This is a genomic window from Haloferax marinum (assembly GCF_009674625.1).
Taxonomy (GTDB): domain Archaea; phylum Halobacteriota; class Halobacteria; order Halobacteriales; family Haloferacaceae; genus Haloferax; species Haloferax marinum.
In genome coordinates this window covers 1,407,444-1,423,441 of the sequence record NZ_WKJQ01000001.1, presented here as the reverse complement: position 1 = coordinate 1,423,441, position 15,998 = coordinate 1,407,444, and the positions used below count along the sequence as shown (strand labels likewise).

Sequence of the window (15,998 nt, the reverse complement as noted above, 5' to 3'; positions counted from 1 at the left end):
CTCTCTGATTCCGGCGGCGGGTGGTTATGCCTCGACTTCGACTTCCAGTTCGTCGAAGAACGCGAGGTCGTGAATTCGGCTATCTGCGGTCAGTTCGGGGTGGAACGACGTGCCGACGACGGGGCCGTCGCGCACGGCGACAGGGGTGCCGTCCCACTCCGCGAGCACTTCGACGTCGTCTCCGACGTCGTCGATGAGCGGTGCGCGGATGAACACTGCCGGGAACGGCGAGTCGAGGCCCGAAACGTCGAGTGGCGCTTCGAAGCTGTCTACCTGCCGTCCGAAGGCGTTGCGGTCGACGGTGACGTCGACGAGGTCCAGCGTCTCGACTCGGTCGTCTTTCGCGTCACTGGACGCGACGATGAGGCCTGCACAGGTCGCGAGGACGGGCTTTCCGGCCTCGACGTGGGCTTTGATTTCTTCGTCGATGCCTTCGCGTTCGAGGAGTCGTGAGATAGTCGTCGACTCCCCGCCCGGCATCAGAAGCACGTCGCAGTCGGGGACGTGGCCAGCGCTCCGAATTTCGACGATTTCGACTTCGACCCCGTAGGCGGCGGCCGCGCGTTCGATTGCGTCGGCGTGTTCGGTAACGTCGCCCTGGACGGCGACGACACCGGCGCGTAGCGTATTCATAGACGAGTCTGGGGAATGTGAGGACAAAAATCGACCGTTCGTTCGGTGCGCTGTCGTCAGAACGCGAGGGCGTTCAGCACCAAGATGCCGATGCCGAACAGCGTTCCCAGTGCGACGACGGTCTTCGGGTCGACTCGAATTGCGTTGCGGTCTTCCGCGTCGAAGTAGCGGACGAGACCTGCGCTCGACATCAGACCGCCACTGTTCTGGCCCTTGCTCATACTCCATCGTCTGTGCGTCCGCCGCCTAAACGTTTCGGCTCGTACTCGTCGCCCCCGTGTGAGCTGGTGCCGACGGCTAGAACTCCGCGGGTCGTGCCGCCGCATGAGTAATCCTTATGCGCGGGGGCAAGCAACCGTGCGTCGGGATACGATGACTGTTCGACTCTTGGACTTTTACGCGGACTGGTGCGGCCCTTGTAAGACGCAGGACCCGATTCTCGACGACCTCGAGAGCGACTTCGAGAACGTCGAGTTCGAGAAGGTCGACGTCGACGAAGAACAAGACGTAGCCAACCAGTACCAGGTTCGCTCGCTGCCCACGCTCATCATCGAGAACGACGACGGAATCGTCGACCGGTTCGTGGGCGTGACCCAGCGTGAGGACATCGAGTCCGCACTGAAACAAGCCGGCGCGTAAGCGCACACGCTCCGTTCTTCGACCCACGCGAATCGACCGTGAGCGGCGGCGGTGTGTCTCGCAAGCGTTATACGAACGGCGACGGGACTCGTATGCATGGCTAGTGACGCTGCGACGAAGCGGACGCTCGAGAAGCAGATTTGCATGCGCTGCAACGCGCGAAACCCGAAGAAAGCACAATCGTGCCGCAAGTGCGGATACAAGCACCTTCGACCGAAGTCGAAAGAGCGCCGCGCTGCGTAATTCTCGGGTTTTCTGCTACCGTTCTCGCTGATACAGTACGACCAGCACCACGACCAGCGCGAGCTGGACGAGTTTGTCCACGACGCCGACGACGGTGAAGATATCCGGCCAGTTCAGCACGACGTAGAGGAGAATCTGTCCGGCGGTGAAGGGGATTCCGAGGAGTATCGCCAACGTCCGTGCGCGCTCGCTCCCGCGGAGCACGGCGACGATGCCACCTGCGAACCCCGCTGCCGCCCCGACGAACGAGAGTGCGAGTGGGTCGGCCGGATTCGACGAGAGGACGACAGCGCCGAGGACGAGGTGGACGAGTCCAGTTATCGCCGCGAGGACGACACCGAGATAGTGGAGGCGCGTCAGTTCGGGCCGGGTCGTGGTCGCCATCTCACTCCTCCGGGTACTTTGGCTTGCGTTCTTCGGCACGTCCGAGCGCGCGTTCCACGACGTCGCGGACGGTGTCACCGCCTCGTTCGGTCTCGAAGACGTCGCCGTGACCGGCGTACATCGACTCGACCGTCTCCGGCAGTCGGTCGAGGAGCGTCTGCAGACTGCTGATGAGTCGCTCACGCGACTGTCCAGGCATGTCGGTTCGACCGAAACTCCCGTCGTCGTACGCACCGTCGTTGTACACCACGACGTCGCCGGAGAACAGCGAGCGTCCACTCACGAGTGACACGTGGTCGTCGGCGTGCCCCGGCGTGTAGACGACTTCGAACGACTCGTCGCCCATCACGACGTCGTCTCCGTCTTCGAGTTCGTGCGTTCGTAACGGATGGTCGGCGTAGGCGTAGACGTCTGGTTCGAATCGGTCGACGACGGCGTCTAACTCCCCGACGTGGTCGGAGTGTTGGTGGGTGAGGACGACGGCGTCGAGGTGGTCGGTGTGTTCTGCGACGACGTCTTCGACGCCCGTCATCGTCCCAGCATCGACGAGGACGGTTCGGTCGCCGAGGACGAGATAAGCGTTACAGGTGAACACGTCGGCGTCGGCGGTGACCGTGATGACTTCCATACACTCGCCTACGTCCTCCGACAGGAAAAAGTCGGCCGACGAGAGCTACCGCTGCAACGACAGAACGCCGGACCGTGAAATTCGAGCGACAAACCATTTTTCAGGCTCGGTCGTGTAGTGTGAACTGTATGGGATTCGGGAGTTACGATGAGTCAGAGCAGCAAGACCAGAACGTCGACTTCGACGAAGAAGACGGCGTAGAGACTGACAACGAGAAACACGAGGGGGAAGTCGACTTCGAGATTGGCGCATCGAACGACGAACTACTTGACCGCCTGCAGGAGATAAAAGAGGAGTGAAGTCCGGGACTCGCGCGCTCGGGATTGCAGAGTCGTACCCCGGTTCTGCGCGTGCGTCCACAGACGATTCGAGTGAGCACTCTTTTTCGACGGACGCGACATCCACGAGTGACGACTCACGCGACTCCGCACCGAAGAGTATCCTCTGTGGTGCCGTCGTTCGAGCGAATGGCGTCGTGGATGGTCTCGAATACGGGACGTGCACCGTCGGCGGTGACGACGCAACCGACGCCATCGTCTCGCTGTACGATTCGCTCGGCCGTGAGGACGTCCGCTACGTCCTCGTGTCGGGCATCGCGCCAGCGTGGTTCAACCTGGTCGATATCGGCCGCCTCGCGTCCGAACTGGACCGACCGGTGCTCTCCGTCTCCTTCGAGGAGAGCGAGGGGCTGGAGTCTGCGCTCGCAGAACAGTTCTCAGGTGACGCGCTTTCTCGGCGCCTCGATATCTATCGCGGCGCGCCACCGAGGCGTGCCGTCGAGGTAAACGGTGAGCGACTCTTCGTCCGCGCCGCCGGGTGCGACGACGAGGAGGCGACGAAGGTCGTCCGGGCGTTCACGCCGACCGGTGGCCGACCCGAACCGCTTCGCGTCGCACGGATGGCCGCCCGCGCGGCGCGACGGTTCGTGGGGAATTAAGCCGTCGCCCTCCTCGAAGCGGGTATGGAACACATGGAGGGCCTCTGCGTGACCGACTGCGAGAAGTGTCCCGAACTCGTGGCCTCGCGGAGTCGAATCGTCAACGGGGTCGGTCCCGACGACGCCGACCTGCTCTTCCTCGGCGAGGCGCCCGGCGCGAAAGAAGACGAAGGCGGAGAACCGTTCGTCGGTCGCTCTGGGACCGTTCTCGACGACGCACTCCGTGAGGCCGGCCTCGCCCGCGCCGACGTCCGTATCACGAACTGCGTGCGGTGTCGGCCACCGGACAACCGCGACCCGAAGGCAGACGAACTGTCGAACTGTCGTGGCTATCTCGCCCGTGAGTTCGAACTCGTCGACCCCGAACTGGTCGTCACGCTCGGCAAGGTTCCCTCACAACACCTACTCGACCGGAGCGTCGCCATCACGAACGAGTCCGGGTCGGTCGTGGACGCCCGACTCGGAGACGACTCGTATCGCGTGCTCCTCTCTGTCCACCCCGCCGCGACGCTCTACGACCGAGGACAGCGAGAGGGCTTCTTCGAGACTATCGCGCGTGCTGCTGACCTCTCAGGACTCGCTGACTCGTCGGACGGGCAGTCGAGCCTCGGTGACTTCTGAAGAACGGCGGCCCCCGTCTCCTCACGCCGACGTGTCGCGAGCGTCGAGAATCTCGGTCTCGGTGGCAGTCTCGCGGCGATTCTTGGCTCGCTTCCGCGCCTGAGCGTGTTCTCTGAGGTGTGCACCCACGTCGAGGATGGTTTTGACGAAGACCATGACGACGAGCGCCGCCACCGGTGCGCCGGACGCACCCACGAGGAACGCGCCGAAGATAATCGTCAGGTGGAGGACGATAACACGGCGATAGGGCTCTGACATCTGTTTGCCGGGAGATATCGTTCGGTACTCCTGGTGGCCGACGAAGTTGACGACGAACGACCCACCGTGACTGAGCAGTGTCGCACCCGCGGCGAGGAGGACGGGAATCACTGGGACGCCGCCGACGCCACCCACTGCGAACGCGTCGAGCGTCCAGACGAAGACGCCGTGGACGGCCCAGAAGACACCGTAGTGAACGAGGAAAAACCCCGCAATGGGGACGCTCGACTGATAGAAGTGAAATCCGTCGCGTGGGTTCTCGGGAGGAGAGAGGTCGACTTGTCGGCCGTTGATGGTCGCGGTTATCGACGACCCGCCGTCGCCGGACCCACTCGCCGCCAGAATCTTCGGGACGTTCAGCAGTCCGACGACGCCGCTTTCGAGCCAATAGGCGACGAGCAGTGCCTTCAGACTCCAACCGAACCAGACGACGCCGACCAGTGGGACGACGTTTGCGGCCACCAGCGCCACGAGTGCGAGTGGAGACGACGCAGAACGTGGTGACCTCAGCATACGTTCAGCAACGTCGTCGACCACTAAAAAACAGTGCCGCGGGTCGCGGAATCCGCCGCGTTCGAGACGGGTGGATTACTCCCAGAGCGAACGGGCCATCCGCTGTGGGAACTCCACGACGAGTTTGAGGAAACTCAGTCCCTCTTCTTCGCCACGGATGTACGACCGGACGCGCTGACTCACGAACTCGACGGAGACGACGAGCAGGAAGATGACGAGAATCGTCGCCATCATGTTCGTGTACTTGAACAGACTCCGCTGGGTCTGTAAGATGTAGCCGATACCGCCACCACCGATGAGACCCATCGTGACCGCAATCCGGGTGTTGATTTCGAGGATGTACATCGTCCACGCGATGAACGGGGTGAACACCTGCGAGAGCATCCCGAAGACGACGGTCTGTCGGCGGTTCGCACCGGTCGACTCGATGGCTTCTATCGGTCCGTCTTCGACCTCTTCGAGTGCGTCGGTGAACAGTCGGCCGAGGTTCCCCATCGTGTCGGTTCCGATAGCGAGCGTCGCCGTAAACGGTGAGACGCCGCCGAGCGGGATGTAGATGAGCGCCCAGACGAGTGCTGGAATGGCACGGATGACGCTCATCGTTCCACGGAAGATGAAGTTGAACGGGTAGGGCGTCACGCGCTCAGACCCGAGCACGCCGAGGAGGAGCGCACCGGGGATGCCGAGTACGGTCCCCGCAAACCCCATCGCCAGCGTGACGATTGCTGCGCCGAAGAGATTTCGCTCCTGGATGAACTGCCAGTACGAACCAAAGTCGACGAACGGGAGGACGCCGAACAGCGAGGTTCGCGGGAAGAACTCCCCGAGGGCACTCTGGAACTCGGGCCAGTAGTAGAGAATTTCGGCAACCGAGAACCCGACTTCCGCGAGGGCTTGGAAGAAGAGATAGCCGAAGACGAGTGAGAGGACGAACGCCATCCCCCACTTGATGCGTTTCGTGAGCGTGATGTCACGAAGTGCACCCTCGAGATTGCCCGTGACGGTTCCGCCATCGGGTCTCGGATTCGACGACTCGTCGTCGGTCGGCGCGTCGTCTCGCTCGCTCATGCGTGGGCCTCCGTCCCTTCACGGATGTCCTGTGTCTGGACGTCGCCGTAGATGCGGTCGATGATGTCGACGGTCAGGTCTTCGCGATAGCCGTCGAAGACGAGTTCCCCGTCGCGGAGGGCGAGGAACCGCTCACCGAACTCGCGGGCGAGGTTGACCTGATGGAGACTTGCGAGCGTCGAGAGGTCACGCTCTTTGGCCGCGCTTCGGATGTACCCCATCACCGTCTCGGCGCTGGCGGGGTCGAGACTCGCGACGGGTTCGTCGGCGAGGAGGAGGTTCGGTTGCTGGACGAGCGCTCGCGCGATACCGACGCGCTGTTGCTGTCCACCACTCATGTTCCGCGTCCGTTGGTCGGCTTTGTCCAGCAGGCCGACCGTTTCGAGTGCGCTGAGTGCTTCCATCTTGTCTGGTCGGGAGTGCCACCCGACGAGACTGCGGAAGAACGGCGTTCGGTGGAGTGCACCCGTGAGCGCGTTTCCGTAGGCGCTGAGTTGGCCGAGAACGTAGTGTTGCTGGAAGATCATCGCCACGTCGTTGCGTGGTCCTCTGACCGGTTCGTCGTTGATTCGAATCTCACCCGACGTGGGTTTCGTGATTCCGTTCAAGCAACGCAGTAGCGTGGACTTCCCTGCGCCGGACTGCCCAAGCAGCACAGCGAACTCGCCATCCTCGATGGTAAAGGAGACGTCGTCCAACGCTCGAACGTCGCCGAACGTTTTCGTGAGGTTACGTACTTCGATGGTACTCATAATGTGTCGGCGGAGTTCCCGCGTTCATCCGTCGTGTGTACGGCACCGCCAAAATGATACTGCAATGGAATTGTTTGTGAGGTGATTACTGTCCGAGCGTGATGCCCAGCGAGTCGATGACGTTCTTGATCGGTTCGTAGTCTTCGACCGTGCCGGGTTCGACGCCAGTGAACCAGAGCTGTTCGTCTTCACCGAGGTCCTCGTTGATGAGGTCGTCCTGCGTGACGCTCGTGAGTGCGTCGGTGAGCGACGACTTCATCCCGTCTTCGAGTTCGGAGCGCACGATTATCGGTGCACGTGGGATGGGGTCGGACGCCGCAAGCAGGTCGAGTTGCGGTGACTCGGTCCCGAGGTCACCGTCGTTCTCGGCGGAGACGTCGAGGAACTGCTGTGGGAACTGGTCTTTCGGCACGTGTGCAGCGACGGAGAACGCGCCGGTCCCTGCGGCTACCACTTCGTCGCGGTTGACGAGCGTCTCGCGTGCCGTCGAGTGGTCGGACCACTGACCGGTGAAGTCGACTGGGTCGCCGTCGGGGGCGTTGCCCGTGTCGAGTCCGGCCTGCTGGAGCATGTACAGCGGGAAGAGCGACCCACTGGTCGAGAGGCGGTCTGCGAAGGCGACGGTCTTCCCTTCCAAGTCGGCGAGTTCTTCGACGCCGCTGTCGGGCGTCGTCGTCATGAGCGAGAAGTACTTCGCCGCACCGTAGGCGACGCGAATGCCCATGACTTCTGTCACGCCTTCGTTTCCGCCCTGAATCGCAATCGTCGGCGAGGAGTCCGCGAGGTCGGCCTGACCGGACTTGAACGCCTGATAGACTGCAGCGTAGTCGGCAGCGACTTCCGACTCGACGGTGACACCCGCTTCTTCTTCGAGGTACGCGAAGAGCGGTTGATACTGCTGTTTGATGTCGACGTCCGACTCCGACGGTGTTAGAAGGAACGACACCGAGTCCGACCCACCCCCGATACTCCCGATACACCCGCTCAGTCCTGCCATACCGAGTGCACCGACCGCACCGGTCTTCTTGAGGAAGTTTCGCCGTGAGGACATGTAGTTCGTTCAAACTCTCTGGTAGATTGAGGTTAAATCTTCCTATTATTTCCCTTTAATACCCCCAAATATAAACTCGTTCACTCCCACTACGGGTTTCTATAACTCTGTTGTCGAGCGGTGTTCCCCACGATGGTCGCCGAGACGGAAACTCACTTGCCCACGCTCTGCAAAAGACAGATATGAGCACGACACAGGCGTCCGAGGAGACCCTCGCCGACGTGGTGATGGTCGACTACGGCCTTGGCAACCTCCGGAGCGCCATGCGCGGCCTCGAACGTGCGGGTGCGAACGTCGTCATCTCCGACGACCCAGCGGACTTCGAAGACGCAGACGGTATCGTCCTCCCCGGTGTTGGGGCGTTCTCCGAAGGGATGGAGAACGCAGGACCGTTCCGCGAACCACTCGCAGATGCCGCCGCCGCTGGGACACCGATATTCGGTATCTGTCTCGGGATGCAGATGCTTTTGACCTCCTCTGAGGAAGCAGACCACGCCGGAGAGGGCGAAGTCGAAGGTCTCGACTTCATCCCCGGCCGAAACGTCCGCTTTGCCGAAGGACAGAAGGTCCCGCACATGGGATGGAACGAACTACACGTCCAGCGTGACCACCCCATCGTCGAGGGCGTCGACGGGGAGTACGCCTACTTCGTCCACTCGTACTACGCCGACCCGGACGACGACGAGGCCATCGTCGCGACGACGGACTACGGCGTCGAGTTCCCGGCCGTCGTCGCCAACGAGGAAGGCACCGTCTTCGGCACGCAGTTCCACCCCGAGAAGTCCGGCGAGACCGGACTGACTATCCTCCGCAACTTCGTCGAATTCTGCGCGGACCGATAGGTCGAATCTGCCTCCCCCGACGGCCTTTTGTCGTCCGTGCGTGAATGGGGCGGTATGCAGGCAGTCACGCTCGGCCCGGCGGGGACGTACTCTCACCGCGCCGCCCGCGCCGTCGCCGACGACGTCGCCTTCAGAGAATCGGTCACGTCTATCGTCGACGCAGTCGCAGACGGCTCGTTCGAACGGGGCGTCGTCCCCATCGAGAACAGTATCGAAGGAAGCGTCTCGGAGAGTCTCGACGCCGTGGCGAACTCCGACGTGAGCGTCGTCCAAGAGATAGTGACGCCCATCCGCCACGCGCTCTTGGCGCAGGGTGAGGAGTTCGACGTCGTCGCCAGTCACTCACAGGCGCTCGCGCAGTGTCGGTCCTATCTCGACGAGAACTACCCCGACGTGGCACTCGAAGCGGTGGCCAGCACCGCTCGGGGTGTCGAACGCGCCCGTGCGGACCCCTCTGTAGCCGGCATCGGGCACCCGGACAACCAGGGAGACGACCTCCAAATCATCGCCGAAGACATCCAGGACCGGTCGTCGAACGCGACGCGCTTCCTCGTCGTCGCACCCGAGTCCGCACGCTCCGACGCCGGCGGGAAGACGTCTATCGTCGTCTATCCGAACGCGAACTACCCCGGCCTCCTCCTCGAACTGCTCGAAGCGTTCGCCGAGCGCGACGTCAACCTCTCGCGTATCGAGTCGCGCCCGAGCGGGAACCGCCTCGGCGACTATCTCTTCCACATCGACGCCGACGCCGGACTCTACGAAGAGCGGATGCAACAGGCGCTCGCCGACGTCGAAGAGATTGCCCAAAACGGGTGGGTTCGCGTGCTCGGGTCGTACGACACGCGTCACGTTCTGTACTGACTCTCGAGCGTCGATTTTCGGAGCCGTTCGTGTAAAGAGACACCCGTCGTCTCTCTGGTCACTCGACGAGAGTGGGCACGTACTCCCACTTTTCATGTGAGACTGACCACATGTTTCTTTGAGATGCGCGTCGAATACCGAGATGTATGCAACGAAATCCATTCGACGAGATCGAAGACCTGTTCGACCGGATGGGTCGGTCCTTCGAGGACTCCGGCCTCGCGCGGTTCCAAGACATCTCCCTCGACATGGTCGAGACCGACGACAGTGTCGAGGTCGTCGCCGACCTGCCCGGATTCGAGAAAGAAGACCTCGACGTGAGCGTTCGTGGCCGCCAACTCTCGATTGCCGCCGACCGAGAGGAGTCGACGGACGTCGACGAAGATAACTACATCCGACACGAGCGAACCCAGCGGTCGGTCTCCCGGTCGGTGACGCTCCCGACGGAAGTCAAACGCGACGAGGTGAAGGCAACCTACAAAAACGGCGTCCTCACGATCACGCTCCCGAAGGCGGAACCGGTGGCTGACGACTCCAGCAGCATCGACATCGAATAACCGACCAATTTTTCGAATGTCGGCGCGAGACGCCTCGTAGCGTGCTAATTGCTACTCCTGTTCCGGAAATGGTTATCTCCTCGGGCGACGTTCCTAACCCTCGGTGAATTACCGATGATGCGACGCACGAATCCATTCGAAGACATAGAAGAACTGTTCGAACGACTCTCCCGACAGTTCGACGAGATGGGCCACCAGTTCGACCGCTCGGGCACGATGCCAGCGCCCCGACTGCACGACATGGCCGTCGATATCTCCGACTACGACGACAAACTCGTCCTCTCTGCTGACCTCCCAGGCTACGAAAAGTCGGATATCTCGCTCTCGATTGCCAACCGAACCCTGACCATCGAGGCGAAGCGTGAGATGACCGAAGAACGTGAAGAAGGCGAGTATCTCCACCGCGAACGGCGCCAGCAGTCTGCCCGCCGCACCCTCCGACTCCCCGAAGCAGTGGACGAAGAGAACGCCTCGGCGTCGTACCACAACGGCGTCCTCACCATCGAACTCCCCAAGATGGACGTGACGCCCGACGAATCCCACCGCATCGACATCGACTGAGTCGAGTCGGTCGCTCGGCCCTCGTCCGTCTGAACGACTGAATCAAATTTTCTCTGTCCCGTTGATTTCGTCTCGCCCAGCGCGTACTTTGCGACTCGCCCATGTCAAAATGTGACAATATCTGCCGCAATCAGACAGGCCCAGAAGTCGAGTATAGGAGTTATTTTAGGTCGGCGTGCCACTACCACGGATATGGACTACGACCCGCAGGAACTCGAGGCGCGTTGGCGGGAGCGCTGGGCCGAGTCTGGCCGATACGAGGCCGACCCGGACGCAGACGCCGACGACGCGACGTTCGTCACGGTTCCGTATCCGTATCCGAGTGGTGGGATGCACATCGGGCACGCACGCACCTACACGGTTCCGGACGTGTACGCCCGCTATCGACGCCAGCAGGGCGACAACGTCCTGTTCCCAATCGCCTGGCACGTCACCGGCACGCCGATTATCGGCGCGGTCGAGCGACTGAAGAAAGGCGAAGAGAAGCAACTGTCCGTCCTCAAAGACACCTACAACGTCTCCGAAGACACGCTCTCTGACCTGGAGACGCCGATGGGGTGGGCACGCTACTTCATCGAGGAACACTACAAGAAGGGGATGCAGTCGCTCGGGCTCTCCGTCGACTGGCGTCGTGAGTTCACGACGAACGACGAGCGCTACTCGAAGTTCATCGAGTGGCAGTACCGGACGCTCCGCGAACGCGGCCGACTGGAGAAGGGCCTCCACCCCGTCAAGTTCTGTACGAACGAAGAGCAACCGGTCACGACCCACGACCTGCTCGAAGGCGAGAACGCCGAGTTCCAGGAGTACACGCTGGTCCGATTCGGCTGGGAACGCGACGGCGAGTCAGTCGTCGTCCCGATGGCGACGCTGCGCCCCGAGACGGTCCACGGCGTGACGAACGCCTACATCGACCCCGAGGCGACCTACGTCGTCGCCGACGTCGAAGGCGAGACGTGGTTCGTCTCCGAGTACGCCGCCGCGAAACTGGAGTACCAGGCACACGACGTGGAGATTCTGGAGACCGTCGAAGGCTCCGAACTGGTCGGCCAGTCCGTCCAGAACCCCGTCACTGGTGACGAAGTGCTCGTCCTGCCAGCGGACTTCGTCGACGCCGACAACGCGACAGGTGTCGTCATGTCCGTCCCGGCACACAGCCCCGACGACTACGTCGCGCTGCAAGAGGCCAAAGCCGACACCGCATTCCTCGAATCGTTCGGCATCGACCCTGCCGACGTGGCCGACATCGAGCCGATTCCAATCCTCGACATCGACAGCGAGGACGACGAGTACGGCGAGATTCCCGCCAAATCCGCCGTCGAGAACGCTGGCATCGAGTCGTCTGACGACCCCGCGCTGGAGAAGGCGACGAAGGACCTCTACAACAAGGAGTTCCACGCTGGCCGACTCAAGGAGTTCTACGGCGACTACGCCGGCGAACTCGTCGAGAAGGTTCGCGACGACTACAAGGCCGACGGTATCGACGCCGGCCAGTTCGACGTCATGCAGGAGTTCTCCGAGGAAGTCGTCTGTCGCTGTGGCGGCGACGTCGTCGTCGCCGAACAGGACACGTGGTTCCTGTCGTACGACGACGAAGACTGGAAGCAGATTGCACACGACGTCGCCGACGGTCTGGACGCCATCCCGGACAACACCCGCGACGAGTACCACCACACCATCGATTGGCTGAACGGGTGGCCGTGTATCCGTAACTACGGCCTCGGAACCCGCCTGCCGTGGGACGACCAGTTCGTCATCGAGCCATTGTCGGACTCGACAATCTACATGGCGTACTACACCATCGCCCACCGCCTGCAGGACATCCCGACCGAAGACCTGACGCAGGACTTCTTCGACACGCTGTTCTACGGCCCAGAGGCGGCCGACGAGGCCGACGAACGCGCCCTCGAACTGCGCGAGGAGTGGGACTACTGGTACCCGGTCGACTACCGCTTCAGTGGGAACGACCTCATCACGAACCACCTGACGTTCTACCAGTTCCACCACGGCGAACTGTTCGACCAGCCACAGTGGCCACAGGGCATCGTCATCATGGGGATGGGCCTGCTCGAAGGCCAGAAGATGTCGTCGTCGAAGGGGAACGTCGTCCTCCCCGGCGAGGCCATCAGCGAGTACGGTGCCGACACCGTCCGCTTCTTCCTGCTCAACTCGGCCGAACCGTGGCAAGACTACGACTGGCGCTCCGAACTCGTCGGGTCGGTCCAGGACCAACTCGAGCGCTTCTGGAACCGCGCACAGGAGGTTATCGCAGACCCCGGACCGGACGAATGCCCCGAACTGGCGACCATCGACCGATGGCTCTTGTCGAAACTGCAGGACACGGTCCGCGACGTGACCGAGGCCATGGACGAATCCGAGACGCGCTCGGCCAGTCAGGCCGCCTTCTACAACTTCGAAGAGGACCTGCGGTGGTACCGCCGCCGGACGGACCTCGACCGCCCTGCTGCGAAGTGGACGCTCCGAACCGTCCTCGAGACGCGCCTGCGCCTGCTCGCCCCGTTCGTCCCGTTCATGACGAACGAACTCCACGAGCAGTTGACCGGCACGGCGGCCGAAGACGTTCCGTGGCCGGAACCGGACACTGAGTTCGACGACGAGACGGTCGAACTCGAAGAACAGCAGGTCGAACGCCTGACCGAAGACATCCGCGACATCATCGACGTGACCGACTCCGACCCCGACACGCTCCGCGTCTACGTCGCCGCCGACTGGAAGCGCGACGTGTTCGAGACGGTCGTCGACAACGGCGACAACGTCGGTGCCATCATGGGGCAGGTCATGCAGGACCCTGACCTCCGCGAGAAGGGCAACGCCGTCAACGACCTCGTGCAGGACCTCGTGAGCCAAACGCGTGGCCAAGACGAGGCGGCACTCCGCGCCAAACTCGACCTCGACGAATCGGCGACCTACGAGCGTGCCGCCGACTTCCTCGCACGTGAGTTCGACGCCGACGTCGAGGTGTACGTCGAAGACGCCGACGACATCGTCGACCCGGCCGACCGGGCCTCGAAGGCGATTCCGTTCCGTCCGGCAGTCCACCTCGAATAACCGCGAGCACCCTGCTCGCCGGTCACCTTATCGTTTCGGCAAACGTACACGAATACATGAGCCAAGAGGAGTCACTCTCCATTCCACACAAGGTCTACCGAACGGTCACACCGCGGACAGGCATGCGCCCCGACATGGAGATGGACTCTATCGGGTGGGCCATGTTTCTCATCCTCGTGATGCTTTTCATCCCGCTCCTGCCGTTCATCGCCATCGTCTACGTGGTGTCGAAGGTGTTCGGCTATCTCTCCAACCAGCGTGGAACTGGTGAGTAGCGAAGAAAAAATGCAGAAATAGACTCGCGAGTGTCGACGTCGCGTTATTCGTCGGCGAGACCGAGCAGGTCGAACGCGTAGCCGTTGTCGTTCTCGATAGCGTGTTCGTACGCGACGTGAGCGGCCGCGACGTCCTGAATCGCCAGTCCAGTGGAGTCGAAGACGCTGATGCCGTCTGCTTCGGTCCGGGCGGCTTTGTCGCCGACGACGATTTCGCCGATGGCACCGAAGATGTCGTCGTCACCGAGGACGCCCTCGTGGTACGGGACGTTGATTTCGCCCGAGTGGGTCGTCTGGGCGTGGTCGTCGATGACGAGTTTGGCGTTCAGGAGAATCTCGTCGTCGAGTTCGTGCTTGCCTTCGGCGTCGGCACCCATCGCGTTGATGTGGGTGTGTTCGCCGACGGCGTCGAAGGGGACGATGGGTGATTCGACGGGCGTGACCGTCGAGAGAACGTCGCACTGGGCGGCCTCTTCGATAGACCCTGCGCGGATGTCGAAGTCGGCTTCGAAGGCGTCGATGAAGTCGGCGACGCGTTCTTCGTCGAGGTCAGAGATGACGACTTCCTCGATGTCGCGGACTTCGCTGATGGCACGGAGTTGCGTGTACGACTGGACACCGGCACCGATGATACCCATCGAGGAGGCGTCTTCGACGGCGAGGTAGTCGGTGGCGACGGCGGCAGCAGCGCCCGTGCGGAGCATCGTCAGTTCCGTCCCGTCGAGCAGTGCGAGGGGAAAGGCGTTCTCGGGGTCGGAGTAGATCATCGTCCCCATGACGGTCGGCAGCCCGAACTTGTCGCCGTTGTCGGGGTGGACGTTCACCCACTTGATGCCTGCTGCGTCCCAGTCACCGGCGTCGAGATACGCGGGCATCGACCGGAAGTCACCGTTGTACTCTGGCAGGTCGATGTACGATTTCGGCGGCATCTGGGCGTCGCCGGTCTCGTAGGCCGCGAAGGCGTCTTCGATAGCCGAGATGAGTTCCGGCATCTGGACGTTCTCGTTGACGTCGTCTTTGTTCAGTAACAGCGTCGTCGGCATAGTCACTCATTCCCGTACCCCCTACTTAGTTTGTTCTATTTCTGAACGCAACTCCAACTCTGAATATGAAAGTGAGAGAAACGTCCAAATCATCTGGGATGCGGGGTGTTCGCACGGTTGCTATTTGTCGGCTCAGTCGACGACCGAAATCGACAGACTCCGCCCGACATCGGCGGTTCTGAGGTAACACTCGAATGTGGTCTCCGATTCTGTCGTGTAGTTCGACGTCGTCAACTCGACCGTAGTCGTCGCTTCCGCTCCTGCGTCGAGCGGCACGCGCCGACGATGTGGTCGGCGCACCCCAGTGGGTCCGGTCGTGTTGACGCACGCGCGAAAGACGCCAGCAACCGCGGAGTCGTTCGTCGCAGTAATCTTCAACTCCACGGTGCCATCGGTTGGTGTCGTCTCTGGCCCGTCGAACGAAACGAGTTCGAACGTCGGGAGTGGGTCGGAGAGGCGGCCCGCGCTCGCCGATGGGAGCGTCCACGCGACAACGTCTCCGCCGTAGTGGATTTGCAGTGTGACGTCGTCGGGCGTCGAGTACTCACTCGGCACGACGAACCCGACCCACCCGGTGCGGTTCGAGTCCGGGTCGTACGGGAGTTGGGGACTGATGAGGTGGTCGAGGTAGACGTCTCTCGCCGGGACGTCGGCGAAGGCTTCTTGCGCCACAAACACCTCGTCGCCGGCGACGAGTCGTATCGAGTCTACTGGGATGCTGGCCGTCTCTGGCGTGTCGACGGCGAGTTCCACGAACACGACCCAGTGGTCTTCGACACGCTCGACTGCGCCCCAACTGCTGTTGAGAACGCGATGAAACGACTCCTGTACCTGTACGACCTGTGGTGCCACTCCCACCGACCCAAGAATCGCGCGCTCGCCGAACGCGTGTGGTTCCGGTGGCGGCGTCGGTGTCCTCGTCTCTCTCGCGGATTGTGTCGGCGGCCCAGCGTCGAGACACCCGGCGAGTCCGAGCGTCCCGAGGCCCCCACCGAAGCTAGCGAGGTAGTCGCGTCTGGAGGGCATAGCCGCGGCTACTCGGCTCTTCGGGATAGTTCTTCTG

At 62.3% G+C, this 15,998-nt stretch carries 21 protein-coding genes; 11 read left to right on the top strand and 10 right to left on the bottom strand.

Features of this window, described 5'->3' with window-relative positions; all coding sequences use genetic code 11:
• Positions 1-24: 24 nt before the first annotated feature.
• Both pdxT and GJR99_RS07275 read right to left on the bottom strand, forming a co-directional pair.
• On the bottom strand, positions 25-633 hold the full coding sequence (gene pdxT / locus GJR99_RS07280; RefSeq protein WP_151110706.1) for a pyridoxal 5'-phosphate synthase glutaminase subunit PdxT: 609 nt from the start codon (positions 631-633) through the stop codon (positions 25-27).
• 56 nt (positions 634-689) lie between these two features.
• Positions 690-854, bottom strand: a complete 165-nt coding sequence (locus GJR99_RS07275) for a preprotein translocase subunit Sec61beta (RefSeq protein WP_151110704.1) — start codon at positions 852-854, stop codon at positions 690-692.
• 103 nt (positions 855-957) lie between these two features.
• Between GJR99_RS07275 and trxA the strand changes: the two genes are divergently transcribed.
• Both trxA and GJR99_RS07265 read left to right on the top strand, forming a co-directional pair.
• Positions 958-1,272 carry a thioredoxin gene (gene trxA / locus GJR99_RS07270; protein ID WP_151110702.1) on the top strand — a complete coding sequence of 105 codons (315 nt, stop codon included), beginning with the start codon at positions 958-960 and terminating at the stop codon, positions 1,270-1,272.
• A gap of 96 nt (positions 1,273-1,368) precedes the next feature.
• On the top strand, positions 1,369-1,515 hold the full coding sequence (locus GJR99_RS07265; RefSeq protein ID WP_151110700.1) for a 50S ribosomal protein L40e: 147 nt from the start codon (positions 1,369-1,371) through the stop codon (positions 1,513-1,515).
• A gap of 15 nt (positions 1,516-1,530) precedes the next feature.
• Here the strand turns inward: GJR99_RS07265 and GJR99_RS07260 are convergent, their stop codons facing one another.
• The gene (locus GJR99_RS07260; RefSeq protein WP_151110698.1) at positions 1,531-1,899 is read right to left on the bottom strand and encodes a hypothetical protein; all 369 of its coding nucleotides are present in this window, start codon (positions 1,897-1,899) and stop codon (positions 1,531-1,533) included.
• Between the two features lies 1 nt (position 1,900).
• The gene (locus tag GJR99_RS07255; RefSeq protein WP_151110696.1) at positions 1,901-2,527 is read right to left on the bottom strand and encodes an MBL fold metallo-hydrolase; all 627 of its coding nucleotides are present in this window, start codon (positions 2,525-2,527) and stop codon (positions 1,901-1,903) included.
• Between the two features lie 128 nt (positions 2,528-2,655).
• Here GJR99_RS07255 and GJR99_RS07250 point away from each other — a divergent pair, with 128 nt between their 5' ends.
• Genes GJR99_RS07250 through GJR99_RS07240 form a run of 3 tightly spaced genes read left to right on the top strand, consistent with a single transcriptional unit; the run spans position 2,656 to position 4,085 of the window.
• A complete protein-coding gene (locus GJR99_RS07250) occupies positions 2,656-2,826 on the top strand; it encodes a DUF5786 family protein (RefSeq protein WP_151110694.1) in 171 nt (56 codons plus the stop codon).
• Entirely contained in the window at positions 2,823-3,464 is a 642-nt protein-coding gene (locus GJR99_RS07245; protein WP_151110692.1) for an endonuclease dU, read from the top strand. Before GJR99_RS07250 ends, GJR99_RS07245 begins: the two co-directional genes overlap by 4 nt.
• A 24-nt stretch (positions 3,465-3,488) precedes the next feature.
• Positions 3,489-4,085 carry a uracil-DNA glycosylase gene (locus GJR99_RS07240; protein WP_151110690.1) on the top strand — a complete coding sequence of 199 codons (597 nt, stop codon included), beginning with the start codon at positions 3,489-3,491 and terminating at the stop codon, positions 4,083-4,085.
• A gap of 21 nt (positions 4,086-4,106) precedes the next feature.
• Here GJR99_RS07240 and GJR99_RS07235 read toward each other — a convergent pair whose 3' ends face one another.
• From GJR99_RS07235 to GJR99_RS07220, 4 genes are all read right to left on the bottom strand, one after another.
• Positions 4,107-4,856 carry a DUF6498-containing protein gene (locus GJR99_RS07235; protein WP_151110688.1) on the bottom strand — a complete coding sequence of 250 codons (750 nt, stop codon included), beginning with the start codon at positions 4,854-4,856 and terminating at the stop codon, positions 4,107-4,109.
• 75 nt (positions 4,857-4,931) lie between these two features.
• Positions 4,932-5,924, bottom strand: a complete 993-nt coding sequence (gene phnE / locus GJR99_RS07230; protein WP_154325955.1) for a phosphonate ABC transporter, permease protein PhnE — start codon at positions 5,922-5,924, stop codon at positions 4,932-4,934.
• Complete coding sequence (locus tag GJR99_RS07225; RefSeq protein WP_151110686.1) at positions 5,921-6,676, bottom strand: phosphonate ABC transporter ATP-binding protein; 756 nt, start codon at positions 6,674-6,676, stop codon at positions 5,921-5,923. Before GJR99_RS07225 ends, phnE begins: the two co-directional genes overlap by 4 nt.
• 85 nt (positions 6,677-6,761) lie before the next feature.
• On the bottom strand, positions 6,762-7,727 hold the full coding sequence (locus GJR99_RS07220) for a phosphate/phosphite/phosphonate ABC transporter substrate-binding protein (protein WP_151110684.1): 966 nt from the start codon (positions 7,725-7,727) through the stop codon (positions 6,762-6,764).
• A gap of 182 nt (positions 7,728-7,909) precedes the next feature.
• On the opposite strand from GJR99_RS07220, the gene hisH reads away from it, so the two are divergent.
• The 6 genes from hisH (at position 7,910) to GJR99_RS07190 (ending at position 13,892) form a co-directional block, all read left to right on the top strand.
• Entirely contained in the window at positions 7,910-8,569 is a 660-nt protein-coding gene (gene hisH, locus GJR99_RS07215; RefSeq protein WP_151110682.1) for an imidazole glycerol phosphate synthase subunit HisH, read from the top strand.
• A gap of 54 nt (positions 8,570-8,623) precedes the next feature.
• Positions 8,624-9,430 carry a prephenate dehydratase gene (gene pheA, locus GJR99_RS07210; RefSeq protein WP_151110680.1) on the top strand — a complete coding sequence of 269 codons (807 nt, stop codon included), beginning with the start codon at positions 8,624-8,626 and terminating at the stop codon, positions 9,428-9,430.
• 146 nt (positions 9,431-9,576) lie between these two features.
• Positions 9,577-9,987, top strand: a complete 411-nt coding sequence (gene hsp14, locus GJR99_RS07205; protein WP_151110678.1) for an archaeal heat shock protein Hsp14 — start codon at positions 9,577-9,579, stop codon at positions 9,985-9,987.
• A 114-nt stretch (positions 9,988-10,101) separates the two neighbouring features.
• A complete protein-coding gene (locus tag GJR99_RS07200; protein WP_151110676.1) occupies positions 10,102-10,548 on the top strand; it encodes an Hsp20/alpha crystallin family protein in 447 nt (148 codons plus the stop codon).
• 192 nt (positions 10,549-10,740) lie between these two features.
• Complete coding sequence (gene leuS, locus GJR99_RS07195; RefSeq protein ID WP_151110674.1) at positions 10,741-13,617, top strand: leucine--tRNA ligase; 2,877 nt, start codon at positions 10,741-10,743, stop codon at positions 13,615-13,617.
• 56 nt (positions 13,618-13,673) lie between these two features.
• On the top strand, positions 13,674-13,892 hold the full coding sequence (locus GJR99_RS07190) for a DUF7535 family protein (RefSeq protein WP_151110672.1): 219 nt from the start codon (positions 13,674-13,676) through the stop codon (positions 13,890-13,892).
• 44 nt (positions 13,893-13,936) lie between these two features.
• On the opposite strand, the gene GJR99_RS07185 is transcribed toward GJR99_RS07190, so the two are convergent.
• The gene (locus GJR99_RS07185; protein ID WP_151110670.1) at positions 13,937-14,935 is read right to left on the bottom strand and encodes an ornithine cyclodeaminase family protein; all 999 of its coding nucleotides are present in this window, start codon (positions 14,933-14,935) and stop codon (positions 13,937-13,939) included.
• Positions 14,936-15,067: 132 nt separating this feature from the next.
• The gene (locus GJR99_RS07180) at positions 15,068-15,961 is read right to left on the bottom strand and encodes a hypothetical protein (RefSeq protein WP_151110668.1); all 894 of its coding nucleotides are present in this window, start codon (positions 15,959-15,961) and stop codon (positions 15,068-15,070) included.
• Between the last annotated feature and the right edge of the window lie 37 nt (positions 15,962-15,998).